The organism is Paenibacillus faecalis, from assembly GCF_900289175.1.
GTDB classification, from domain to species: Bacteria; Bacillota; Bacilli; order Paenibacillales; family Paenibacillaceae; genus Paenibacillus_AQ; species Paenibacillus_AQ faecalis.
In genome coordinates this window covers 580,286-604,934 of sequence record NZ_LT985747.1, presented here as the reverse complement: position 1 = coordinate 604,934, position 24,649 = coordinate 580,286, and the positions used below count along the sequence as shown (strand labels likewise).

Sequence of the window (24,649 nt, the reverse complement as noted above, 5' to 3'; positions counted from 1 at the left end):
CATGCTTCCCTTCCGTTTTATTCATGCAGCCGATTTGCATCTGGACAGTCCGTTCGCCGGGTTGTCCGGATTAACAGACACGATGCGCAAGCATTTGCAGCAATCGACCTTTGCCGCGCTTAACCGGATGGTGCAGCTGGCGGTTCATGAGAAGGTCGATTTTGTCGTTATAAGCGGAGATATCTATGACAGTTCGAACACGTCATTACGAGCACAGCTTCGCTTGCTGGAGGCGCTGGAGCATCTGAATCGGGAACATATCCCTGTATATATCATCCATGGCAATCATGATCCGCTGGACAGTCCGAGGCTAGCGGTAACGCTGCCTCCATCCGTGCATGTATTCGGAGCTGAGCCTGAGTCGGTGACCGCTGTTCGCCGCAGCGATGGTCAACAGGTTGCTGTTCTTACAGGCATGTCGTATCCGACGTCCAAGGTTAAGGAAAATATATCGCTGAAATATAATCAGAGGTCGGCACAGTCCGATCTGTTTCATATCGGATTGCTTCATGCGAATGTGGACGGTAATCGGGAGCATGAGACGTATGCCCCTTGTTCGAAAAAAGATTTAATGGCAGCAGGATACCATTATTGGGCGCTTGGGCATATTCATTCACGTCGAACACTGCAAGAGTCCCCCTATATTGTCTATCCAGGAAACATCCAGGGGAGAAATATCCGGGAGACCGGGCCCAAAGGGTGTTATTTGGTCGATGTAGATGAAGCAGGGGCAGTCACGATGGATTTCCGTGAGCTGGATGCGGTACGTTGGTTCGATACGGACGTTTCCATCGATAACTGTCATCATCCGGAACAATTTCGGACGAGCGTAGAGCGTCTGTTGAATGATGTATCAGAGTCTTTCCCAACCGGGCTTAGCATGGTGCGAATACGTATCATTGGCAGAGGGACGATTCATCGGGAACTTGAAGATGGATTTATGTTGGAGGATCTGTTGAGCGATCTTCGCCGAAAAGCCGATGATCAGGCAGAAACTGTCGGTTATGGCGGATGCGTATGGGTAGAGAGCTTTAAGCTGGCGTCCGGCGCGGAAATTCAGCTGGATGCGCTGCTTCAGGAAGACAGCTTTATTGGAGAGCTGTTGCGCTTGGCCGAAAGGGAGCTTACTGGAGATATGGGAAACGAATCTGTGGTTGCACATGCGTTAAGGCCGCTGATGGAACAAGCAGAAATCCGGCAGCTGCTTCAGAGCCTTACCCGGGAAGAGCAGCGTGACTGGCTGCTGAGAGCGATGGAGCTTACGGCACTTCTTCTGCTCGATGACCAGGAATCGGGAGGTGCTTCGGCTTGAAAATACAACGTGTGAACATTCAGGGATTCGGTGCGGTACGCGATATGGAGCTGGATTTGGGCCGCTCGATGACCGTATTATATGGACCGAATGAAGCGGGAAAGAGCAGTGTTCTATATTTTATCAGAGCGATGCTGTATGGTTTTCCTGCCAGAACACAGCCTGCTTTGCGCGGAGAGCCGCAAGATGGCGGCGTTCATGGGGGCGAGCTGTCTCTCATGGATGAAGATCGAAATGTATGGATTGTTCGGCGTTTTCATCATCGAACGGATGGAAGGACGAGCCGGGGAAAGATGGAGCGTGTGCATATATCGATGCAAAACCTAGATGGGCTCCTCACGGAATACGGACAGCAGGAAATGGAGCGAAATTTGCTGAACGGTGTGTCAGAGAGCATGTTCCGGCAATTGTTTGCGATTTCGCTTAGTGAACTGCAGGAGATTCGGACACTTCAGTCTGACGAGATGAGCAGATACTTGTTTCATGCGGGCATCAGCGGCGGAAATGCGATCGTTCGCGCCGAGCGGAAGTTGAATCAGGAAATGGACAAGCTGTTTAAACCGAGGGGCAGAGTTCAGGAGAGCGCAAAGCTGATTCAGGACATCGAGCAGCTGCGTGGGCGCATTGCAGAGAACCGCACTTATGTTCAGAAGTATAATAAGGTCATTTCCGATCTGGACGAGATCGATGATGATCTGTCGGCGAGAGAAGCAAGTCGTAATAGCAGTATGCATGAGCTTGCTCTGTACCGCAAGGCGATGGAAATTCGGCCGCTGTGGTTAGCCCGGAAGGAGGATAACCTTGAATGGTCCACACTTCCTGATAGTTCGTCATTTCCAGTCGACGGGCTTGAACGTTGGGAAAAGATGATCGAAGAAGAGAGGGAGTTGAAGCAGAGGACAAGCCGGATTCAGAAGGAGAATTCAGCTCTTTCTTTGCGCCTAGACAAGCTGCCTGAAAAACCGCTGTTCGAAAGACACGGTCCCCGGATAGAAGCGTTGTGGTCTGAAAGATCGTTGTACTTAGCAGGCCAAGCCGAAAAAGATGAACTAATGACCGAGTATCGATTGCTCGATGATCGTCTTGATCGCATCTTGAAGGGAATTGATGAATCATGGACGCCGGATCACCTGGCATCGTTTAAGGTGTCAGTTTCCCGTCGGGAAGAAATACGGCGAATGGGATCCATGTTTGCTGGATATGACCGCCGAATGGAGGCGCTCTCACTGGAGCATCGAGGTGCTGTCCGGGCGCTGGCGGCTGCCGAAACTACACACCGGGAAGCACAGCGAAATTATCGTGAGGAAAGTGAGCGGGGCGGCGAGCTCTTTTTCATGATAAAGCCTTCTGATCCACGGCAAACGAATACGCTATGGAACAAGCTGCAGTTGGAAGCTGAACGCTGGAGAGAGAAACGATTGACCCGATCTGCTTCAAGTACATCACAATTGCAGGGAGCCCGCCGCAAGAAGGAAGTATTACCGGTTTACCGCAAGCTGTTGATGGGGATGTTGACCTTGACCGTTATTCTTCCCGGAGTGCTGCTGTGGACGAGAGCTGTGGAGGCGGCGGCCGTTTCTGCCGTATTTCTTCTTGGAGGTGACCTTTATATTTGGTGGAGCGGCCGACGTGAGCAATCGATGATCGGTGAAGAGGCACATGTTGATGGAATAAGCAGCGATGAGGCTCTAGATGGAAAAGAGGTTATCCGTCTGATCAACGGTCTGGTTGAGGACCCTTATGCTGCTTCGGATCTGGAGTCAACACCTCGGCGCGGGCAGAGGGCCGGACAAATGACCTTTTCTGTTGATCCAGTTCTGATCGAGGCGCGCCTGCGTGAATTGCGGAAAACGATGGAGGATTGGCAGTCCTGGCAGCAGCGGCTAGAGCGGCTGAAGGGGGAAGTGAGCGCGGCGGAAGAACAGGTATCCCGGCAAAATTCCGAGCTTGCACAAATAGAGCAAATGATTCAGCAGGAAGAAATGCGCTTTCTTCAGTTGGAACAGCAGTGGGATGATTGGCTTCATGAATGGCAGTTGCCGGAACGCTTGTCCCCCGATGCAGTGATGGATATATTGAACGGAGCCGAACAAGGGAATGAGCTGATCCGGCAGCTGGAAAAGCTTCGAGGGAAAATAGAAAGGCTGTCGCATGAAGGCGCTCGCTATGAGGAAGAATGCCTTCTTCTGATACGAGAAATGGGGATGGAGGAGACCCAAAACCCATCGCTTATGGAAAATGTGTATCATCAGTGGAGCAGTTACAAGGAGACGATAAACGAACGGAAGCATCTGTCTGTCAGGCTTGACGAGCTGTTGAAGGAGGCTGATGAAGCAGATGATGAGAGCAGCAGGCTGAAAGAGCGAAGGCAGGCTCTGCTTCAAGTTTGCGGTGTAAAGCGGGAAGAAGAGTTCCTTAGGCTTGGTGCTGCTGCTGTTCGCCGTGAGGAACTAAGCCGAAGTATACGTCATGCGGAAGTGGCTATGTTCAGCGGCTGGAGCTTGGAGGAGCGAAAGCAGCTGGAGTTTGTGTTGGATCAATGCGATGCTTCTGAGCTTGAAAGTCGATGTCAGGAAAAAGAAGGAGCAGCAGCTGCTGAAGAAGCATTACGGGGCGAGCTGCAGGAGCGACGCGGTCGTCTTTTGCAGGAGAAGGAGAGTCTGGAGCAAAAGGGGCTTCAGGAGGATGCTATTCAGCAGCTTGAGGAGAAGCAGGCGGCATTAAAAGATATTGTCGTTCAGTATGCCGTTCGTTCAATCGGTGCAGAACTGATCAGCCGGACCCGTAAATATTACGAGGAAGAGAAGCAGCCTCATGTTCTGAAACTCGCTTCAGGTTATCTAAAGCGATTGACTGGCGGGGCTTATATCAGAGTTTTGATGCGGATGAAAGATCAGATGCTGCTGACCGAGCAGAAGGGCGGAAACATGATGGAGAGCTCGCGGCTGAGCCGCGGGACGCAAGAACAGCTGTACTTGGCGATGCGTCTTGCTTTGGCGGAGCTCATGCCGCATAAAGAAAAGATACCGATGATCTTTGATGATGTTTTCGTAAATTTCGATAAACAGCGGCTGGGATATGCACTTGAGGTATTGGCGGAGGTGTCTTCTGAAAGACAGATTGTCCTGATGACCTGCCACGAACATGTAATGAAAATGATGCGCGAGCTTCATCCGTCCGTTCAGATGATAAAGATGTAAACAGGGGACAAACGCTAAAAACAGGCAGCCCATCCAGAGAAAAGAATCTGTTGGATGGGCTGCTTTCATTTGAGTCAGAGATCAGAAGGCTGCATAACATGATACATGGATCGCAAGTTACCTGCGCGAAGGTGAAGTACGGAAGACAGATAAGCGTAAAGCCCAGAAAAAACAGATTAACCCAAATAGCGGATAGAGCACGGACAAGAGAGAGCTGAATCCAAACTGGCTGAAAAAGTAACAGAATACCATTATGCCGATCACAATGGTCTGTTGTGAAAGGGAAGTTCTTTGCTGTATTTGCAGCGTGATTCCATAAACATCGGCGACAAACGTGCTGAAGATTTCCAGAAAAATGAGAATAACATAGACGGTTTGTACAAACCATCCGAGCTGGTAAGCGATATTCCCCATTGGAATTTCAAACTGGGTAATGCCGGGCATTTGAGCGGACATGGCAAAATGGGCAGACATCAGCATAAATCCGACTCCTGCGCCGCCGATTATACCCCCCCATCGGACGGCTCTGGCGCTATCTGTTTGACTGCCAAGGGGGACCAGGACAGGCATGGCCATGACCAGGTTGAAGGCTGTGTACAATAGCGGTGCAATCCAGGCTGAAGGCAGGCTGTGATCGGTGGTCAGGGTAAGGAACCGGGTCGCACCGGGCGTGTTTAACGTTTGAGAAATGATAAGCAGCGACAGAATCAGCATCATGGGCACGACCAGGCTGTTCATATAGAGGATGGACTTTATTCCTTTGCGCAGAATGAAAAAAGCGCCAACTATCGTGATGATCAATCCTGTCTGATAATTCAGATTGAAATTTTCCATGAAAACAGAGCCGGCACCTGCGAGCATAATGGAATTTACTCCTAGCAGGATGACAAGCATGACCAGACTTATCGATCCGCCTAACCGTTCACCGAATAAATGCTTGTTTAAGTCCTCATAGGATTTCGCTTTGATTTTTCTGGAGATGGTCATCATTTTGGTCCCCAGCCAAATAAAAAGCATCGTTGAAAACAATATGGTGATGGTTGCCCAATGTCCATACTGCGTAAAAAACTGTAAGATTTCACGCCCTGTAGCGAAACCTGCACCAACGATCGTACCAATGTATGTAAAAGCGATCTGGAAGACACGAATCCGACTTTTCACTTGGCTGCCTCCTTGTTTGATGAGTTTTCGCTCCATACTGCATAGTACAAGATATGCCTGGACAGGTCAGGACATGACTGTAACATGTCCTTGGACCATGACGGGAGTACTTGCCGAAAGCATTTCATATATGGTACTTTTACGACAAGGAATTGTAGCGGGAGGTCGTTGAATGGATTGGTTGAAACAGCAGATCATTGAAGAAGCCGTCGTTGTATCGGATCAGGTTGTTAGACTTGATGCGATGCTGACACATCAGGTGAATCCAGCATTGATTATGAAGATGGGCAAGGAATTTGCAAACCGTTTTAAGGACAAGGGTGTGACCAGGGTTGTTACTCTTGAATCTTCCGGTATTTCTGTTGCCTTTGCGGCAGCGCTTGAGCTTGGAGTCCCGATGGTGTTTGCCCGGCGGAAAAAAACACTGCTGGCCGATCCGGATGCGTTATGTGAGCGGGTGCCTTCTTTTACGAAGGGGATTGTTACGGATATTATGATGTCTCGCCAATATATTGGAGAGAGCGATCATGTGCTGTTTATAGATGATATCATCGCAAACGGTGATGCAGCGCGGGGGCTGATTAAAATTATCGATCGTGCCGGCGCCAAGCTGGCAGGCCTCGGCGTCGTGATCGAGAAGAGTTTTCAGGCAGGAGCAAGAACGCTTCGTGAACAGGGGGTTCAGGTCGAATCACTTGTCTGCATCACCTCACTTGAAGGCGGGAAGATCACATTTGGAGAATAGTCTTTTCGGGTTTGCTTTTTTGTCTTATAATAAAAGGGTAGGAAAAAGAGAGGAGGCAACGATAGTGGGAAAAGAACCGGTAACCGAGCCGTTTTTGATTGAGAAGTTGAGTGGGGCGAAGGTCCATTTTGAACGTGCTTTGGATTGTAAACATACGGAGTTTGATGATCTTTATCCCTATATGATTGAACATCCTCAGTTTTTCTGGTATAAGCGTTACGTTGCTTGGTCTGAGCTGCTCACGATTACGGGTCTGTGTGAAGAGCTCTCTTATGATTGGAGAAAGCAATTTACACCACAGCAGGTAGAGTATGTTGAGAAGCGGGTCATGTCGTCTACGGTGCTCGATTTCTGGTTTGAAAAAAACGATAGCATCGAGCCGGCTCAACGTTAGTGAATTTTCTGGGGACATCTGGTTGGATGTTAAACCATACTACTGAAGAGACCTAAATGATTTTCATTTAGGTCTCTTTTTGGAATACGAGAACAATAGGTCCTTTAAGGAAGAGGAGAGATAAAACAGATGATAAGCGATGAACAGTTGAATCAGCTGCGTTTATCCGGGAAGAGAGTCCGGGTGGTGCGTGATGATCTTGAAAGTAATGATGTGACCGGCATCGTCGTTGCATGGGATGAGCAGCATGTGCTCATCCGCCGTCGAAACCGCCGTGTAGTAAAGCTGGATCGGAAATACAGTTACCAGCTTTTTGATGAACCGCGAACAAGCCCTTTGGGCTGAAAGCATAGATTTACAACAAGCAGGACACCTTAAGCAGGAATTCTGATGAATCAGTGAGGTGTTTTACGCGATGGATTTATCGAACGACAAAATCAGCACATACAAGGATGAGATTCTTCATCTTAAAAAAGCTATGCCGAAGGTAGCGGAGTCTTATCATCACTTTACAGGCGCCTGCTTTCAAGGAGGCGAGCTTGACGAAATGACGAAACAGCTTATAGCCCTTGGCATTGGACTGTTCGCGAACAACGAATTATGCACGTTCTATCATACGGAAGAAGCGCGTTCAAAAGGTGCTACAGAGGCGCAGATAATGGAAGTGGTAGCTGTCGCTTCGGCAGCGAGTGCAGGTCATGCGCTGGCTCAAGGATTAATGCGTGTTCAGCCCAACCTTCATTAAATCAGTCTGTGCAGTTGAAAGTTTTATAAAACCGTCTTTGGACCCGTGAAAAATTGATGGGAGAAGACGGTTTTTCTCATTTTGTTTTTTTATATTAAGAAGGCTGTCTCTATAGCCATATTAATGGCCAGCTGCAGCTTGCGGGGGATGGGAGTGCGTTGGAGTGAGTCCGAGATAAGCCCGCATACGGGACATCATTTCTTCGCGAAAGGAAGGCCACAGAATTTCCATGCTTCCAACATAACCCCGACAGGCGTAGCGTGCTTCGATTCCATTGTGATTTCGGTGTATATCAAATACTTTAATCGTTCGGGAGCCGAACTCCTGTTTAACCTCCTTCAGCAAGATAGCAGCGCGTTTCGCTCCATTTCCAACGACTTCAACGTACAAGTGGGGAGTCTTAAAGACGCCACTCTCTTGAATAATCCGGCAATCCCTTTCGAACACTTTGTGTATGAACAGGAGAAGCAGATAGCTTTTGATCAAAGACCTTTCCTCTACTGTAATTCCTGTGAGTGCCATGGATAATCACCGCCTTTATATAGAAAATCACTCGAAATACGAACCTATGTTCTTATTTTATCCTATTTCTCATGTTTTAATCAAGATTAAAAAAAGTTGTTGACTCAAGAATGCTGGCGTGTTAGAATATATCTTGTCGCTGCAATAAGGAATATTGATGTGACAACTCAATATGCGGTCGTGGCGGAATTGGCAGACGCGCACGGTTCAGGTCCGTGTGGGCTTACCCCCGTGGAGGTTCGAGTCCTCTCGACCGCATCCTGAAGACGTATCCCTCTAAGTGGGATGCGTCCTTTTTGCGTTTCTGCCTTACATATTTACCGCTTGTTTCTCAAACACTATAGAACATGTTTCTACAGTGAAAGGGGATTGTTATGTGTAACAGAACATCGAAATTTGCATTGGCACTTTTTGGGCTGTTCGTTTTATGGTTGGGAGCTCTGTGTGCAGAAACGGCAGAAGCAGAACCATCGGCTGTACAAGAAAAAAATACATCCCCGGCGAACAAGCTGGCTGTGATCATCGATGATTTTGGCAACGGGCAAAAAGGAACGGATGAAATGCTGAATCTGCCTGTGAAAATTACGGTTGCGGTCATGCCTTTTCTCCCAACGAGCAAAAGTGATGCGGAGCGGGCACATAAGCTTGGGCATGATGTAATTATTCATATGCCGATGGAAGCCAAGCGTGGGAACAAGAAAGGACTGGGTCCAGGGGTTATAACGAGCCAGATGACGGACGAAGAGGTTCGAAAGCAGCTGGAAGATGCGATTGATCAGGTTCCGTATGCGATCGGAATGAACAATCATATGGGGTCTAAAATAACAGGTGATGAGCGGATCATGTCGATTGTGCTTGATGTTTGTAAGGAGCGAGGGCTCTTCTTTTTAGACAGCAAGACCAATTATCATTCCGTGACCGGTAAGCTTGCTGCCGAGAAAGGAATGCCGAATTTAGCGAATGAGATCTTCCTTGATGATGTACACACTGTCAAACACGTTACGAAACAGCTTAAGGCTGCTGCTCAGCAAGCGGTTCAGAACAAGTACTGTATCACGATTGGACATGTAGGAACCTTTGGCGATCGGACGGCTGCTGCATTGAAAGACTCTATTCCTGAGCTGCAAAAACAGGTGCAGTTCGTCGGCGTTCAAGAGCTTGTACAAGAGAGATTTGATTGGTATCCGAGCCCGGTTCAATATTAACAAGAATATGTATGTCGTGTTTAAGGTTGCAAAAAGGCGGTAGGTGTATTCATACCTAAAAAGGTGTTTCCATTTTGTGATCATGGAAACACCTTTTTTTCATGAATGCTGGGCAAGGATTTGTATTACAAGGTGGTCAGGTAGTCGGCAATTCCATCGACAATCGCCTCGGCTATTCGCATCTGGCCGTCTCGGCTGCATAGTTTCTCGCGGTCATGGGGATTACTTAAAAAACCAGTTTCCACAATGACGGCAGGAACTTTAATTGTATTGAGCAAATAGAAAGGTTTGCCGACTGAAGTGCGATTGCTTTTTGTATACAGATGGTTTAATTGACGCTGTATCGATTGTGCCAACAGAAAGCTGCGCCCTTCCGCTTGGTGAAGAACAATACCGCCTGAATTGGACGAGCTCTTTCCCCAGTTCACATGAATGCTGACGACCAGTTCTGTAGGGATCTCACTGCTCAGCTGTTTCCGCTGGGCTAAATCTCGTCGATGACGGGATTTGCTTCTATGCCAGCGATTATCATCGCTTAAGGCATAATCGCCATCCCGATTTAATACCGCATGATATCCTTCACTGCGCAGCAGCATAAATAAACGGCGTGAAATTTCCAGGGTGATGTCTTTTTCTAAAATATCGCCATAGGATGTCCCTCCGTCGATTCCTCCGTGACCAGCGTCGATCAGAATGACATCATGAGGAAAAGGGTGATGCTGATTACTCCTGCTGTCTTCCGGTTCTTGTTGAAAGTTGTCTGCGTATATGGGAAGGGTCAGAAGACAGAGGGCGAGGGACAAGATCGTTATAACAATCAGTGATGTTCGCATAATCATGATGCTACCCTCTTTCTTCATCGAGTAAATGCACTGGTTGTTCACTACAGTTATATTTTGTGCAAAAAACGGGAAAACATGCTGAGGTCTAGATTGTTGCAAATCGGTGCATCCTGATGATAAGAAGCGCAAAAAGATTAGCATTTGAGGAGGAATGCATAATGGCGAGTAGTAATGATCTCATTAAATATATAACAGAGCGGGTCGTCAATTATATCGATACACCGAAGGAAGTCAGGAAGCAGGGAAGAAGGAAGGAACCGTGGACCGTTCGTTGGTTCGGCATGATCCCGTTTTCTATGTCATTATGGAAAAAGGATATCGTGTCAAAAAAGGACGGGAAACGTAAGGGATGACGATCAGAGGGGCTTCAAGTAGCAGCCACGATATATCTTTATCATAAAAAGACGTACCCTGGAAAAAGGATACGTCTTTTTGTATGACAAAACCCGGCTTGAGTACGGAATGTTCTGGATGATTTCTATTTCTCACGAAATTTACCGGGACCGATGAGATGATTTGCGGGAAGAAAACGAATCAGGTCCGTATTTCGCTGCGGAACAGTTACATAGATGACTTCGGCATTCGGCTTGTCCCTATGAGTCCAGCGCTGCCAGCCGGTCACATGAAATGGGGCACCGTAGGCTGCGTTTTGCTTGTCCGCGGTATAGACGAGAGATGTCTGGCTTCCTGCGGGAAGATGAGAGACCAAATCTTTTTCCGTTCGGATGGGGAGTGCCTTTTTACTAAGCCACATTAAGTTCTGGTAAGGGTCTTGATCAGCCTTTGTCGTGATTACAGTACCGGAAGACCAGGTGTTTTTACCAGAGGTGAGATTCAAAGACAGAGCATTGTCCTTCATCGGTGCTAGTGGCGCTTTCGTGCTCGGCGGGTCAGGGATGATCTCATACGTTACAGCATGAACATAAATCGGCTTTTTGTCTTTAAGGGTTATTTTCCAATATGGGGCAACGGAGCTGTAAAGAGCCTTTATATTGCTTCCCTTAGGCAGAGTAGAAGATTTGTCTTGTTTTTTCTGCATATTTTCTTGTAATATGACCGTCGATGCAAGTGTATTTTTCAAGGGGGCCAGGCTGTATGGCAGTTCGGAACCGATTCCGTATTCACTCAAAATATATCCACCGTGATCGTCAGAAGTGATAATGATGTATCCAAGTGGCTTTTTATCATCTTTGAGCGTGACCAGCCAGCTGTGGGTTCCCGGTCCAAGCGGTGTATAAACCACATCGGCGTCCTGCCAACTGTTGAAAGGGATGTGCTGTGCCAGATCTTCAATCGTTTGTTTCGTGAATGTCTCGAGCTGCTGGGGAACCTTATGCGCGGCTGTAGCAGCGGCTGAAGCAGAGACTGCCAAAGCTGAATTCGCTGCGGGAAAACAAGTGAGAAGCGTTGTAGAAATTAGGGCTGCTGATAGGAATCGAATTATTTGATTATGTAATGCGGATGAGTTAATCATAGGCAAAAACCTCCCGGGATCATCGTAATATCATTCAGGATAGATTTATTTTAAAAGACAAGCCCTGAAAAGACTGTTGCAAGATGTCTTTGTTCAGGGCTTATATAGCTGTCTTTTTTTAGCTTGTTTTGGTGATGGTCGTCAGGAGACCCCGTTACTGGACGAGCATAGGTGGAACAGCCCGCAGGTTATGGCAGATACGCTCACTTTGGGTGAATACTGCCATTTCATTTCGGAGCGGCGGTTTTGATGCTGCTCTTGTATCGCAGACTTTTTCTCTTCTTCAGGCTCGTTCAACAGGTCCTCGTAATAACTGTCTACAATCGCGAGTTCCTCTTGGAGACGAATTTCAGCTTGCTCTGCCCAGGTGTAATCCAACTTGCTGATCTTGCTGATTAAATAGTCTTCCAGCATAGCGGAAGCTTGTGCCAGCGTGATGGCAGCAGGACGGACATGAACATTTTCAGGAAGACGGGGAGTTATAACTTTGCTGTCCAGCTGTGCATGGAATTGATCGATGATCTTTTTTCGGGAAAGAGAGATACCGAGAAAATGAAGCTCTTCCCGTTTTAGATCACAGCTGAACTCCACTTTAAAGCAGATGCCCAGCCATTGCTCGTATGGGGCGGAGCGCGTTTTGGGACGCTTTTCTTCATTCGGCTGCTCGAACAAATAGACGCATTTACCTTCCTCACGGGAGGCTTCCCAAATTTGAGCAAGTCTGCGGCTGCCATAGAGGACATCCTCCCGCTGGATTCGTCCCGGCCCAACGACGGGAAGGATCGGGGCATTGCCGTAGTATCTCGAGAGAACAGCGTCCTGTTCTGCTCCTTGTTTTGAACTTTGCCTGGATGCGGCTTCTTCGGCTAAACGCTCGTCGTATTTAGGCGGGTCAAATACGAAGCAGAACGACAGGGTCTCAGGTGGTGCGCCGGTTCGTTCCACGAAGCTCCAGTAATAAGGACGGTTCGTCAGCATTTTATCCGCTTGGGGAGACAGCTTGACCGTTACGTGTTCAGGTGATTTTTCGATGACGGTGCATTCGGTGGCTTCCAGATAGGCCATGAAGTGCTGCTGCACCTCCTGCGGCGTCATGGTCATATTAGGCTTCTTCCTCTCTTAAGGGTACTTCGGATGATTCTTGTTCCAAATCCCGTTTAATAGTATGAAGTGAGTCGCCAAGGGTGCTGAGACGTTTCCGGATTTCGTCGTCACTGCCGGACTCCAGCATGATTTTGTACAAACTTTTTTCGATGGATTCCTTCTTCTCGAATCGCTCTAAAATAACGTCAAGACCGCCAATAACCATCTCGAACATATTGATTTTCTCGTGCAGGAGATTAAGAATATGTTCCTCGATTGTCCCGGCCGTGGACAGGTTGAAGATCCGAACGTCGTTCGTCTGTCCAAGCCGGTGAACCCGTCCGATCCGCTGCTCCACCCGCATCGGGTTCCAGGGAAGATCGAAGTTGATCATATGGTGGCAAAACTGCAGGTTGATGCCTTCGCCTCCAGCCTCGGTTGCAATCATGACCTGAGCTTTTCCGCGGAACAGGTCCATCATCCAGTCCTTCTTGCCACGGTTCATTCCACCGCGGTACGGTACGGAGATCAGGCCATAATCCCGAAAGTAGTTAAGCAGGTATTCCTGGGTGGCCCGGTATTCAGTAAAGACGATGACTTTTTCATTCATTTCTTTAATCAATTCGATTGTTTTCTCGGCTTTCGTGTTGGTCTTGATCGCTTTGATCAGATAGACAAGCTCCCATATTTTATCGCGAAGCGGTGAGTCTTCGGGCAATTTTTTGGACAAGTTGACAAGCGTGACAAAGACAGCGTCACGGCTGCTGCATACTTCCCGCTGAAGGGTAACGAGAGAAAGCATACTGCTTAAATTTCCCCCTGCTGCCTGATACTGATCTTTGACGAAAGCTGTAACTCCATCGTATAATGACCTTTCTTCGGGTGAAAGCTCAAGGCCGACATTGCGAACGGTCCGTTTGGTAAATTTTACAGGTCCATCGCCTCTGCGATTACGTATCATCACTTTGGACAGCTCGTCCTTGAGCTGGTCCTCGTTCTTTGGCATGCGCTTGTCGACGACAAAATTAGCCGAAAAATCACCTTGCCGTCCCAATTGCCCCGGCTTCAACAGCGTGATAAGATTAAACAGCTCGCTAAGATCATTTTGTACGGGTGTTGCGGTAAGGAGAAGGCAATATTTTTTTCGCAGCTTTTGCACGAATTGATAATTTGAAGTTTTCTTGTTTTTTAGTTTATGTGCTTCATCAATGATGAGCATGTCATACTCTTCGTTTAATAGAATTTCCTGGTGCGGACTGCGCTTGGCTGTATCCATGGATGCGACGACGATGTCGTTGCTCCAAGAATAGACCTTTTTTTGTGCGATGGCCGGTATTCCGAATTTGGAGTTGAGCTCACGCACCCATTGCAGCACAAGGGAAGCGGGCACTAGAATCAACACTTTGGAGACGAGTCCGCGTACGATGTATTCTTTTAAAATAAGTCCGGCTTCAATCGTCTTGCCAAGGCCGACTTCATCCGCTAAAATCGCTCTGCCAGACATTTCGAACAGCACACGCCTTGCTGTATCCGTTTGATGCGGAAGCGGGGACAGGCTGCCGATATGCTTTAGGCATTGCAGCTCTTCAAAGCTTGTGACCAGACGGGATTGCTCGCCTTGTATGGCCAGCTGTGACAGAGTCCAATCTCCCCAAGGTCCGCCTTTATCGAGACGGTTCTCTAAATCTTCAAGCCAGGAGCGATCCACATGAATCGGGACAGGGAGACGCGGATCATGACAAGAATCCGAGGTAACGGGTAATGAGTTGTTCACAAAATCTCCTCCTAGATGTCGATTTCAGAGTAGCGATGTATGTGTAGTATGGACGAAAAAAGAAGACTTCATAACCAATCGGGTATTTCTCCTTGTTTCAGAAAGCCGGGAGGTCGCGTGGATACTGTATTTGGCGGTTTTCAGGCTCTTTTCATAGATGGATCGGCGAAAAAAGGAGAGAGAGATAGGAAAAGGAAGGCTGAACGCTTCAGAAAGAGGTACAAGCCTTAAATTTCATTTCTTAGGTATAGTTTTACCATATGTAGTATAGTATAATGGATTTCGCCCACAATATGTGGTGTCGAACCTTGTGTTTTTCGTTTAACCGGTATACATATAGGTTAACTTGTAATTATAGACAGGACTTATAGCGGCTTAAACGCAAACTTGTACAATTTTTTGTTTTTATAGGAGGTAGTTGCTCTTGAGTACGATGCAAAATCAGCGGCTGGAAGGTTTAAGTGAGAAGATCTTTTTGGATCGATATGCATGGAAGGATGCGGATTCTAACAACGCCAAGGTAGGCGATGTTGTTCTGGTTCTTACTAAAGATGATCCCAAGTTCCCGACGAAGGAAGTCGGAGAGATTGTAAAGCGTGATGGTCGTGTAGTCACAGTGAAAACCCGTTCGGGTGAACTGGTGGAAAGCGATGTAGAGAAGCTGACGCTAACGATTGAGAAGACACCTGGGGAAATGTGGGAACGCTTGGCAGCTGCAATGGCATCGGCAGAAGCAACGCCAGAACTGCAGGAAGAGTGGAAGGAAAAATTCCGTTATATTCTGGAAGACTGGAAACTGGTTCCGGGCGGACGGATTGCGGCAGGAGCTGGAGCAAGCAGCGAGCTGACATTATTCAACTGTTATGTTATCCCTTCACCGAAGGACAGCCGGGGCGGCATTATGCAGACATTGTCTGAAATGACCGAGATCATGGCTCGCGGCGGCGGTGTAGGCATTAACCTGTCCTCCCTTCGTCCGCGACGTTCGATTGTAAAAGGCGTGAATGGATCTTCCAGCGGCGCTGTATCCTGGGGCGGACTGTTCAGCTACACAACCGGACTGATCGAGCAGGGAGGCAGCAGACGCGGTGCCCTCATGCTGATGATGAATGACTGGCATCCGGATGTAATGGATTTCATTACAGTGAAGCAGACGATGGGGCAAGTGACGAATGCTAACCTGTCGGTATGCGTCAGCAATGACTTCATGAAGGCTGTAAAAGAGGACCTTGATTGGGATCTTGTTTTCCCGGATACAAACGACCCTGACTATGATGAAGTATGGGATGGCGACCTGGATAAGTGGAAAAAAGCAGGTCGTAAAGTGATCACATACAAAACGGTCAAGGCACGCGATATTTGGCATACGATTATTGAATCGGCATGGAAGTCGGCGGAGCCTGGCGTCGTATTTATGGAATACTATAACCAGATGTCCAACAGCTGGTACTTTAATCCGATCATCTGTACGAACCCGTGCGGTGAGCAAGGTTTGCCAGGCTGGGGGGTATGTAACCTGTCCGCCATGAATCTGTCCAAGTTCTATGATGAAGAAAATCATGATGTAGACTGGGATGAGCTGGCGACCGTTACACGTTATTCCGTTCGTTTCCTGGATAATGTTATTGATACAACTCCTTATCATTTCCCGGAAAATGAAGCGAATCAGAAAAAAGAACGCCGCATTGGACTGGGAACCATGGGTCTTGCCGAGATAATGATCAAGCTGAACATTCGTTACGGAAGCCCTGAATCTTTGGAATTCCTGGATAAGCTGTATGGCTTTATCGCTCGTGAAGCATATCTGGCATCTGCGGATATCGCTGAAGAAAAAGGTTCGTTCCAGGCATTTGACGCTGATCTTTACCTGCAAAGCGGCTTTATGAAAAATATGTCTGAAACATATCCTGAGGTGGAAAAAGCGGTACGTGCAAAAGGTATGCGTAACGTAACGGTTATTACTCAGGCGCCTACAGGCAGCACGGGTACTATGGTCGGCACGTCAACTGGCATTGAGCCGTACTTCGCGTTTAAATATTTCCGTCAAAGCCGTCTTGGCTTCGATGAGCAGTTCGTACCAATTGCCCAAGAATGGCTTGACAGCCATCCGGGCGAGGAGCTGCCGGATTACTTCGTTACGGCGATGGATCTGTCCGCTGAGGATCATATCCGTGCGCAGGCTGCGATCCAGCGCTGGGTAGACAGTTCGATCTCGAAGACAGCGAACTGCCCGGCTGATTTCACGGTAGAAGAGACAAAACGTTTGTATGAACTTGCTTTTGATCTGGGTTGCAAAGGCGTAACGATTTATCGTGACGGCAGCCGTGATGTTCAGGTGTTGCAGACAGAGAAGAAGGAAGATAAGGCAGAAGATGCGGTAGTAGCAGCGGAAAGTGCTGGGAAGGAAAGTTCGGTATCCGCCGAGGCTTCCAGCAAGAGCGGTTTAGATAAGCAATACAAGAGTCGTCCGCAAATTTTGCGTGGTGCGACTTACAAAATCAATACACCGTTTGGCATGGCGTACATTACGATCAACGACATGAACGGTATTCCGGGAGAAATCTTCCTGAACGTTGGGAAGGCCGGTTCGGATGTGTTTGCCATGGCTGAAGCTCTTGGCCGTGTCTGCTCCTTGTTCCTGCGCTATGGTGATCATGGCAACAAGGTGGAACTGCTGATTAAGCATCTTAAAGGCATCGGCGGATCAGGGGCTATCGGCTTCGGTGCAAACCGTGTGGAGTCCATTGCGGATGCTGTTGCTAAAGCGTTGGAAACCCATGTTGCCCATGGAACCCATGATGATCATGACCACGATCCCGCTCCGGTAGCTGCAACGATAGCACCTGCCGAACAGCTGGGCAGCCACACATCAGGCGGTCATGGCAGTCATGTCGCCACTTCCCGCGACCTGTGCCCGTCCTGCGGCGGCGCTTCGCTGATTAATATCGAGGGCTGCAAAACATGCAGCAGCTGTGGTTACAGCAAGTGTTCTTAAGGAAAAAGGTTAGAGAAGAACGGTTAATGATATAGATCATAGATAGAGATTGATAAGAACATTGTCTGCATTATCTATAGAGAAATGTTCAGGGATTATTGTCTAGGGATAGACAGATAGAAGCGATAGTAAAAGAGATATAAATAAAGGCTTCGGAGAACGAAAGACCTGCAGGTCACAAAAGTGACTTGCGGGTCTCTTTTTTATATTCAGGTAGGAGGTATTTGTAGGCAGATGGAGGTTGTTTTCTTTGCTTGATGTGGTCGTGGTTTCTCACATAATACGAGAAAGGCAGGGGGATGGAGATGGTTGAGGTCAAGTTGATATGCGGGATGGATATTGGTAGGACGTGAAATTGAGGTCTTTTGCTGGAAACGGCATTAATAAAATTTAACAAATACAGGGACGACGGTGGATTTCGAGCGAATATGTCTATAGCGTATCCACTGCTTCAACGATATATCGAGTTGTATAAATCTAAAAAATGGCTTTTCCCAGGCCTGTAGGAAGTCACTTAACGGAGAGATCTATACAGAAGGTGTTCGAACAAGCGCTAAACAGGTCCAATGTAGCGAAAAAGGTGAGTTAATATACTACTCCAACATTTTTTTTGCCACGCATTTACTGAAAGTCGGTACGGCTCTCCGGATATGTACAAGAGTTACTGGGACATCAAAGCAGCCGAACTACAGAGCGTTATACTCTTGTATCCGTGAAAGACGCCAGGCGGATTAAGAGCCCGGTAGATAATTGAGAAGTGGTGTTAGGTAGGGGAAGTTCGTAAATATCCTGGTGAAGGGAGTGTTTACGAAGTACGGGAACAAGCGTAATATGGAAGTATTCGCGAAGTTCGTAGATAGGAAGTTATGCGAAATTACATTAAGGGAATGATTAGCTAAAATGAAATTTTTCTATTCATCTTTGTACATACATGAAACATTGAATTCATTTGAAGACCTCAAAAATAAAATAGATCCTAAATTAATCAAACTATATTTAGATACAAATATTTGCATTTATTTATCTAAATTTTACAAAGATCCAAGTAGTTTTGTGAGTGTAACAGATAATATTTCTGAAGAACTACTGAGTTTGCTGAAGAATATTGTGATGAATGATTTATTAGTTGATTTTTCACTTGGACTGGAAGAAGCATGTAGAGAACCTAGTAATTTTGAAATAAACATATCCAAGTTTCATGATATGAATAACGCAATTAAATCTTTATTCGAAATGGATTATTTTGAAATGTTGCAATATAGCAAACTAATAAAATTTGAACCATTCATAAAACATGAAACAAGAAATACAAACTTCCAGATCTATTAATAAAACCATACTCTAGTAAGATATATGGGAGTATCCTATAGAAGACATCACCATCTCATAGCATCGCATTCACACCGCGTCGCCTAACGGATCCTTGATCTGCTCGAGGAATTTCGGAGATGTGGAACCTGACAGATAACCCTGCAAGGCAGAGCCACCCGGTGCATTCGCGCCTTAAGTTATCGGGCTCGTGAATGCAGAGAACGTTACAAGAAATATCTACAAGAGCAAAAAACCACTAGCTAACGGAGTGAATCACTTCAGTTATAATTGAACTTTATTGCCTAACTATTGGAAATGCGCGGTATAATTCATTTTATTTGAGTACTTTAAGAAGTTTTAGTTATTTTATTGTGTCGTAAAAAATGGGGGATTGAAATGAAAATTGATTTTAGAAATTTCGATAATTCTTATTATGATGAAGTTTATCAATTTTTGATTGAATTATCAAAGGATGACCGTTTACATATAAATTGGAATTGGGCTAGGTGGGAGTGGATGTTTTTTCATCCTGATTTTAATAGTAGCTTAATGGATAAGATTGGCTTGTGGTATTGTAATGACGAGTTAGTAGGTATAACAACTTATGACCATTATTTTGGCGAAGCATTTTTTGCAACTAAACAAGGGTATAAAGAATTAGAAAAAGATATATTAGAATATGCCATTGCTACTTTCAGTGATGAAAAAGGCCTTGGGATTGCGGTGAATGATACGGATACTCACACTATAGACTTATTGCGTAGTAGGAAATTTGTGAAGAATGATCAGACTGAAAATGTACTTGAAGTTGAACTAGAGAATGTTAGGCTTGATTACATAACTCCTGAAGGCATAACAGTGAAAAATCTTAATAAAGAGAATGATTTATATAAGCATCAGAAATTATTATGGAAGGCATTTGACCACGAAGGACATGTACCTGTTGATGAAATTACAATTCATAAGCATAAAACAATGTTGTCAGCAACGAATATGAATTCATTCTTACATATTGTGGCAGAAAATGAAGATGGGGAATATGTTGCATACTGCGGCTTATGGTATAGTCAGAAAACTGATTATGCTTATGTTGAACCAGTATGTACGATTCCAGAGTACCGGCAGAAGGGACTTGGTAAAGTGGTGGTTTTAGAAGCCTTAAAAAGAAGCTGTTCCTTAGGTGCTAAAAAAGCATACGTTATTTCTGATAATCCTTTTTATAAGTCCATAGGCTTTCATCAGCATTCACATTATACTTTCTATTGGTATAACATCTGATATTTCAATCATGGATTTAATATTTACTGTGGCTTAATTAGATTTTGTGTCATTCATGGGATACTGTTTGTGTCACCTGACTATCGGAAATTTACAATAAAAAAGACTCAAAACCTTTTAAGGAGGCATTTCATTGTCAGCGCCTAAAATACTCGTTCGTGTAGCCGTGAAAGAGGATATACCGTCTTTGGTAGAATTGAATTACCAATTTAATGGGGTTCAGCGAAGCAAAGAAGAGGTGGAAACTGATCTATTAAATGCTAGGGAAACTATTGTAGTAGCTGTAATGGAAAAGCAAGTCGTGGGATTTGCATGTGGACAGATCTATAAATCGTTTTGCTATGCAGAATATCAGGCAGAAATTACAGAAATGTACATACAAGAATTTGCACGAAGGAATGGTTTGGCTGTAATGATGATAGACTTATTAGAAGAAATATTTAAGAGTTCTGGAGTAAAGAATATAAAAATCTTGACAGGATTAAAGAATATAAAGGCTATAAAAACATATGAAAAAGCAGGTTATATTCAGGAAGAAGAGCTAGTATTTAGTAAGGACTTGGAATAAATCTTTGGAAGTATTTCTAGAAGTCGTTAATTCCGGATAACACTATATTCACGCGGCGGTCCTAACGGTCCTTGGTCTGCAGAGAAATTTCTAGGTAGCGTATTAGCAGACAACCCTAAAGTCTGAATGCGAAACGTTATATGAAATCTACGAAATACATAAAAGGATGGATAGGATGATTAGTAGGAATAATGCAGAACATTATATTTGGGGCGATAAATGTGACGGTTGGCGGCTTATAGATGAAGAAGAAAGAAGTATAATACATGAGAGAATGCCGATAGGTACAAGTGAAGTAAGACACTTCCATAAAAGGTCAACGCAATTTTTCTTTATGTTATCAGGTACAATGACTATCGAAGTGGAGGGAATGGAATACATTCTTAAGGAACATGAAGGTATCGAAGTAAAACCGTATAGAGCTCATCAAGTATTCAATAAGTCGGATAAAGATATAGAATTTTTAGTCATATCTCAACCGAATACTATGAATGACAGGATAATAGTAGATTAATATTACGCAATACCCATATGAATGACGATTGTGTAAAGGGATTCTTATTATGAATATTTGTTTAAAGTCCGGAGATACAAATTTTATAGGATTAGTGAACGCTCAGGAATACAAGTCATTTGTTAATGATATTAGAGCATTTTAGTAATGAAATGTTAAGTGAAAATATTTTAGTGTGCCAGATGACAAATGAGGGCATTGAGCATTCGTGAGAATAACGGAATTTATAAAGTTGCTTTTTACCAGCACTATAATGTTGATGAAGATAGATTTATTGGCAGAAGTTATATTGATATTAGGATTATTTTAACTGAGATACCTTAAATTGTAGGGCAGGCTAATAAGGTTTTTTGGTGTACTTTCTATTAAGAAGATAATATTTAACCACTAATAAACCAGGAGAACATGAATGAAGAGAATAATGGTCATTGGATCTGCAGGGTCAGGAAAATCTACTTTATCAAGTAGACTCTCTGAAATTTTTGGATTACCCTTGTATCATTTAGATGTATATTATTGGGAACCGGGATGGGTTGCAACCCCTAATCATGAATGGGATGAATTTCAAAGAAAGCTTATTCTTAATGATGAATGGATTATTGATGGAAACTATAATAGAACATTAGATATTAGAATTTCGAGAGCGGATACAATCATTTTTTTGGATTTACCTTCGTGGATAGCTACTTTTAGAGTCATTAAAAGAAGAATTAAATACCATGGAAGAACGAGACCAGATTTGAATGAAGGATGCCCTGAGAAAATAGATTGGGAATTCATTAAATGGGTATGGAATTTCAGAAAACATAAAAGACCAGGAATACTCGAAAAATTAAAGAAATATGAAAAAGAAAAGAAGATCATCATACTTAGAACACCAAGGGAAGTAACAAACTTAATAGATCAATTAAAAAAGTGAAAATAGAGCGGCAATTGATCCTTATAAGGGATTTTAGATTTAAATCGCTTGTCATAGTAAAAAAATGCTTTAGAAAATTAAGATTAAGGATATGACGAAGAATTAATTATTTTTATAACTAAACGGAAGAAGAGGGAACTCGATAACACAGTCGTTTCACTGTCGCTACTCGGTCTATCTATTGGGAATCGATACAGTAACAAAACAAGTCAAGCGAAACCCGTGCAAGACAAAATAATCAAAATAATATATTATGCAAATCTTCAAGAGTTCAAAAATACTAAGAATAAGAACACTTGTTCTATCATTTTGTATTTGTTACAATTATATATAAGATTTATTCTTAGATTCGCAGTCTTTCTTTCAAGGAGGTGGAAAAATGGCAGTTAAACATATTCCAACTGGAATAGTTCATAATGGGACAAAAGGTGGGACAACTGGTTGCGGATTTAATACCAATGAACATTCAAGTCATTGGGTAAATACAGCTTCTAGAATTACTTGTGATAAAAACGGTTGTAAAAACTAATTATCATAAAAGACCGTTCCCAATTATCCGTTGGCGAACGGTTTTTATTGTTTAATAAATTTACTCTAGGGCTCATAGTTACAAATCGGCGGTCTAAAGAAATTGGGAAAACAAATAATTATTTTGGGAGGGGTTGTTATGGATATCGGTTCGGAGTCAATGAAGATGGCTTCAGAACTAGTTGGTCAAATTGGAAAAAAAAGCGTAGAAGCTATATTTGATAAAATACGTACTGTAAAACAAAAAGGTAATAGCGAAGAAGTAATTAGTAGTCTAGAGGAAATAATTAATGAATTAATTTCCGATAAAAATCAACTTATTCAAATTACTCAAGCATATGAAGAGAAATTAATAGCACAGAAAATTTCTGAAGAAGACATAAGCTATATTACAAGCAGTTTCATTCCATTATTGGAAAGTCTTATTCAACAGAATAGTAATGAAGAAGCTGATAAGATAAGACAAGGTATTGAAATGTTCAAGCCAATATTATCAAAGGAAACTTTTAATATTCTACAAATTATGGGATTTAATTTTAAACAGGCGATCGGAATACCTTTAACGAGACTTATTGAAGCTCTAATTTCTTCGAAGATACCTCCTACTGGTGATAAAGCTGTTGAACTCCAAACTTTAGTTGAGCAGAGACAAATAGAATATTTGAAAGTTGTTCAAAATGAAGAATATTATCGGAGATTGGTAAGCATTTACGAATGAAAAATATAAAAAGGTTGAATGTAAATCAACGAAGAGACCTACACCCTTTAACATTTGGATGCTACCACCCCTTTGGTTGTCAGATACTTAATTTATGGAAGAGAGTCTGACAACAAATGACCCAGCCTAAGATAGGAATCCTGAGGCTGGGTCATTTCGTGAAATAAGAAAATACAGGAATTTTTATCAGAAATCATTAGTAAAATTATAAAACACAAGGAGCTAAAACATGGGGAACTTCAAAAGCTATATATTCAACTCAATTAGAACTGATTTCTCTAAGTATCTTGACTTTAAAGATCGTGCAAATACTACCGATACAAAGAAACGGTACTATGATGATCTTGAAGTGTACATAGAGGATCATCTTAAGTCTAGAATTTTAGTTGAAGATTATACTGATATTTTTAACAAATCAGATATAAAGGCATTTCTAACTTCTAGAAAGAGTGCAACTGCAAAGTATGCACTTTCTAATCTGTTATCTTTTTACCATTATAATGAGAGAGTTAGTGATAGTTTTTTTCTGGAAATTAAAAATGAATTGAAGAAATATAAAGAAAAAAAGCCACAAGATATGGACTTTTTATCTGAGAATGACTTCAAATTTCTTTTTAGTTCTGCATTAGAGTTAGAAGAAAATGATCAAGAGAAAATGGAAAAACAACTACTAAAACTAATATTACTTTTCTCATATAACTATCTGTTTGAACAAAGGCATTTATTTAACCTTCAATGGGGAGATATTGATTTACAGAATAGAACAATAAAAAATGCTAGATATCAAATAACAGAACTCAACCAAGAAAAATTTGATATGAGTAATGAAATATATGAATTGGTAATTTCTTTATATGGAATGTCGGAAAAAGAAGACAGCGAATATATATTTGAAAGTATGAGACATAATAAAAATTCAATAAATAACTTATTGGGAATTCTAAATGGTAGGCAAAAAATTTTTTTGAAATTATCTTCAACTGTAAATCTACAAAAAGTAATTAGGTCCAGAATTCTTTTGGATCTAATCAACTCTGAAGGGAAATCACTTATTTACTTTTATAAGATATTTGGATTAACTAAAGATACTCAGTTAATAACTGCAATTAAAGAATATTTAGTCTTAGAGAAATCGAGGATGGAAAATTATTCTGATAATATTGTAGGCTCGTAGATACAGCAAGAGGTATGGAATATGTAAATTGAGATGAAGGCGAGTTGAATTGGAAGCATATAGATGAACTTGAAGAACTACACACGTCAAGGATCATAAAATTTATGCTAGAGCACTATCAAAACAATCAAAATAAAACTGTATTTATGATAGGAACTATTACAATCGATGAAGATGAAAACCATAA

General features: G+C 43.8%; 23 protein-coding genes and 1 tRNA gene. 18 read left to right on the top strand and 6 right to left on the bottom strand.

Translation table 11 applies throughout. The features are described from left to right. Position 1 precedes the first annotated feature (1 nt). Together C8268_RS02920 and C8268_RS02915 are read left to right on the top strand one after the other, a co-directional pair. The gene (locus C8268_RS02920; protein WP_106766295.1) at positions 2-1,312 is read left to right on the top strand and encodes a metallophosphoesterase family protein; all 1,311 of its coding nucleotides are present in this window, start codon (positions 2-4) and stop codon (positions 1,310-1,312) included. Next, positions 1,309-4,512 carry an AAA family ATPase gene (locus tag C8268_RS02915; protein ID WP_106766294.1) on the top strand — a complete coding sequence of 1,068 codons (3,204 nt, stop codon included), beginning with the start codon at positions 1,309-1,311 and terminating at the stop codon, positions 4,510-4,512. Before C8268_RS02920 ends, C8268_RS02915 begins: the two co-directional genes overlap by 4 nt. A 117-nt stretch (positions 4,513-4,629) precedes the next feature. Here C8268_RS02915 and C8268_RS02910 read toward each other — a convergent pair whose 3' ends face one another. Next, the gene (locus tag C8268_RS02910) at positions 4,630-5,673 is read right to left on the bottom strand and encodes a YkvI family membrane protein (RefSeq protein ID WP_106766293.1); all 1,044 of its coding nucleotides are present in this window, start codon (positions 5,671-5,673) and stop codon (positions 4,630-4,632) included. 172 nt (positions 5,674-5,845) lie between these two features. Between C8268_RS02910 and C8268_RS02905 the strand changes: the two genes are divergently transcribed. The 4 genes from C8268_RS02905 to C8268_RS02890 all read left to right on the top strand — a co-directional run bounded on the left by C8268_RS02905 (position 5,846) and on the right by C8268_RS02890 (position 7,557). After that, positions 5,846-6,418 carry a xanthine phosphoribosyltransferase gene (locus C8268_RS02905; protein ID WP_106766292.1) on the top strand — a complete coding sequence of 191 codons (573 nt, stop codon included), beginning with the start codon at positions 5,846-5,848 and terminating at the stop codon, positions 6,416-6,418. Positions 6,419-6,482: 64 nt separating this feature from the next. Next, on the top strand, positions 6,483-6,812 hold the full coding sequence (locus C8268_RS02900; RefSeq protein WP_106766291.1) for a hypothetical protein: 330 nt from the start codon (positions 6,483-6,485) through the stop codon (positions 6,810-6,812). A 129-nt stretch (positions 6,813-6,941) separates the two neighbouring features. Continuing rightward, positions 6,942-7,157: a hypothetical protein gene (locus tag C8268_RS02895; protein WP_106766290.1), complete on the top strand. Its 216-nt coding sequence runs from the start codon at positions 6,942-6,944 to the stop codon at positions 7,155-7,157. Between the two features lie 70 nt (positions 7,158-7,227). Next, the gene (locus C8268_RS02890; RefSeq protein ID WP_106766289.1) at positions 7,228-7,557 is read left to right on the top strand and encodes a carboxymuconolactone decarboxylase family protein; all 330 of its coding nucleotides are present in this window, start codon (positions 7,228-7,230) and stop codon (positions 7,555-7,557) included. Positions 7,558-7,677: 120 nt separating this feature from the next. Here the strand turns inward: C8268_RS02890 and C8268_RS02885 are convergent, their stop codons facing one another. Beyond that, positions 7,678-8,079 (bottom strand): YhjD family protein, encoded by a 402-nt coding sequence (locus C8268_RS02885; protein ID WP_106766288.1) that lies wholly within the window; start codon positions 8,077-8,079, stop codon positions 7,678-7,680. A gap of 174 nt (positions 8,080-8,253) precedes the next feature. Between C8268_RS02885 and C8268_RS02880 the strand changes: the two genes are divergently transcribed. Both C8268_RS02880 and C8268_RS02875 read left to right on the top strand, forming a co-directional pair. Next, positions 8,254-8,337: transfer RNA gene (locus tag C8268_RS02880), tRNA-Leu, on the top strand. A 116-nt stretch (positions 8,338-8,453) separates the two neighbouring features. Next, complete coding sequence (locus C8268_RS02875) at positions 8,454-9,284, top strand: divergent polysaccharide deacetylase family protein (RefSeq protein WP_106766287.1); 831 nt, start codon at positions 8,454-8,456, stop codon at positions 9,282-9,284. A 125-nt stretch (positions 9,285-9,409) separates the two neighbouring features. On the opposite strand, the gene C8268_RS02870 is transcribed toward C8268_RS02875, so the two are convergent. Next, the gene (locus C8268_RS02870; RefSeq protein ID WP_106769811.1) at positions 9,410-10,117 is read right to left on the bottom strand and encodes an N-acetylmuramoyl-L-alanine amidase; all 708 of its coding nucleotides are present in this window, start codon (positions 10,115-10,117) and stop codon (positions 9,410-9,412) included. Between the two features lie 167 nt (positions 10,118-10,284). Between C8268_RS02870 and C8268_RS02865 the strand changes: the two genes are divergently transcribed. Next, positions 10,285-10,479: a YqzE family protein gene (locus C8268_RS02865; protein ID WP_106766286.1), complete on the top strand. Its 195-nt coding sequence runs from the start codon at positions 10,285-10,287 to the stop codon at positions 10,477-10,479. 125 nt (positions 10,480-10,604) lie between these two features. Here the strand turns inward: C8268_RS02865 and C8268_RS02860 are convergent, their stop codons facing one another. The 3 genes from C8268_RS02860 to C8268_RS02850 all read right to left on the bottom strand — a co-directional run bounded on the left by C8268_RS02860 (position 10,605) and on the right by C8268_RS02850 (position 14,457). Then, positions 10,605-11,600: a hypothetical protein gene (locus C8268_RS02860; protein WP_106766285.1), complete on the bottom strand. Its 996-nt coding sequence runs from the start codon at positions 11,598-11,600 to the stop codon at positions 10,605-10,607. A gap of 141 nt (positions 11,601-11,741) precedes the next feature. After that, the gene (locus tag C8268_RS02855; RefSeq protein ID WP_106766284.1) at positions 11,742-12,701 is read right to left on the bottom strand and encodes a YqhG family protein; all 960 of its coding nucleotides are present in this window, start codon (positions 12,699-12,701) and stop codon (positions 11,742-11,744) included. A 1-nt stretch (position 12,702) separates the two neighbouring features. After that, positions 12,703-14,457 (bottom strand): DEAD/DEAH box helicase, encoded by a 1,755-nt coding sequence (locus C8268_RS02850; RefSeq protein ID WP_106766283.1) that lies wholly within the window; start codon positions 14,455-14,457, stop codon positions 12,703-12,705. 433 nt (positions 14,458-14,890) lie between these two features. Between C8268_RS02850 and C8268_RS02845 the strand changes: the two genes are divergently transcribed. The 9 genes from C8268_RS02845 to C8268_RS02805 all read left to right on the top strand — a co-directional run bounded on the left by C8268_RS02845 (position 14,891) and on the right by C8268_RS02805 (position 24,462). After that, entirely contained in the window at positions 14,891-17,452 is a 2,562-nt protein-coding gene (locus tag C8268_RS02845; protein ID WP_420094263.1) for an adenosylcobalamin-dependent ribonucleoside-diphosphate reductase, read from the top strand. Positions 17,453-18,352: 900 nt separating this feature from the next. After that, positions 18,353-18,781, top strand: coding sequence for a hypothetical protein (locus C8268_RS02840; protein ID WP_106766281.1), 429 nt, complete (start codon positions 18,353-18,355; stop codon positions 18,779-18,781). A gap of 378 nt (positions 18,782-19,159) precedes the next feature. Then, positions 19,160-20,041 (top strand): GNAT family N-acetyltransferase, encoded by an 882-nt coding sequence (locus C8268_RS02835; protein ID WP_106766280.1) that lies wholly within the window; start codon positions 19,160-19,162, stop codon positions 20,039-20,041. Between the two features lie 133 nt (positions 20,042-20,174). Further along, a complete protein-coding gene (locus C8268_RS02830) occupies positions 20,175-20,609 on the top strand; it encodes a GNAT family N-acetyltransferase (RefSeq protein WP_234032652.1) in 435 nt (144 codons plus the stop codon). 175 nt (positions 20,610-20,784) lie between these two features. Further along, the gene (locus C8268_RS02825; RefSeq protein ID WP_106766279.1) at positions 20,785-21,123 is read left to right on the top strand and encodes a cupin domain-containing protein; all 339 of its coding nucleotides are present in this window, start codon (positions 20,785-20,787) and stop codon (positions 21,121-21,123) included. A gap of 409 nt (positions 21,124-21,532) precedes the next feature. Further along, positions 21,533-22,042: a DNA topology modulation protein gene (locus tag C8268_RS02815; RefSeq protein ID WP_106766278.1), complete on the top strand. Its 510-nt coding sequence runs from the start codon at positions 21,533-21,535 to the stop codon at positions 22,040-22,042. 379 nt (positions 22,043-22,421) lie between these two features. Further along, entirely contained in the window at positions 22,422-22,571 is a 150-nt protein-coding gene (locus C8268_RS22870; RefSeq protein WP_199794802.1) for a hypothetical protein, read from the top strand. A gap of 138 nt (positions 22,572-22,709) precedes the next feature. Then, complete coding sequence (locus tag C8268_RS02810; protein ID WP_106766277.1) at positions 22,710-23,288, top strand: hypothetical protein; 579 nt, start codon at positions 22,710-22,712, stop codon at positions 23,286-23,288. Positions 23,289-23,517: 229 nt separating this feature from the next. Then, positions 23,518-24,462, top strand: a complete 945-nt coding sequence (locus C8268_RS02805; protein ID WP_106766276.1) for a hypothetical protein — start codon at positions 23,518-23,520, stop codon at positions 24,460-24,462. The last annotated feature ends 187 nt before the right edge of the window (positions 24,463-24,649 follow it).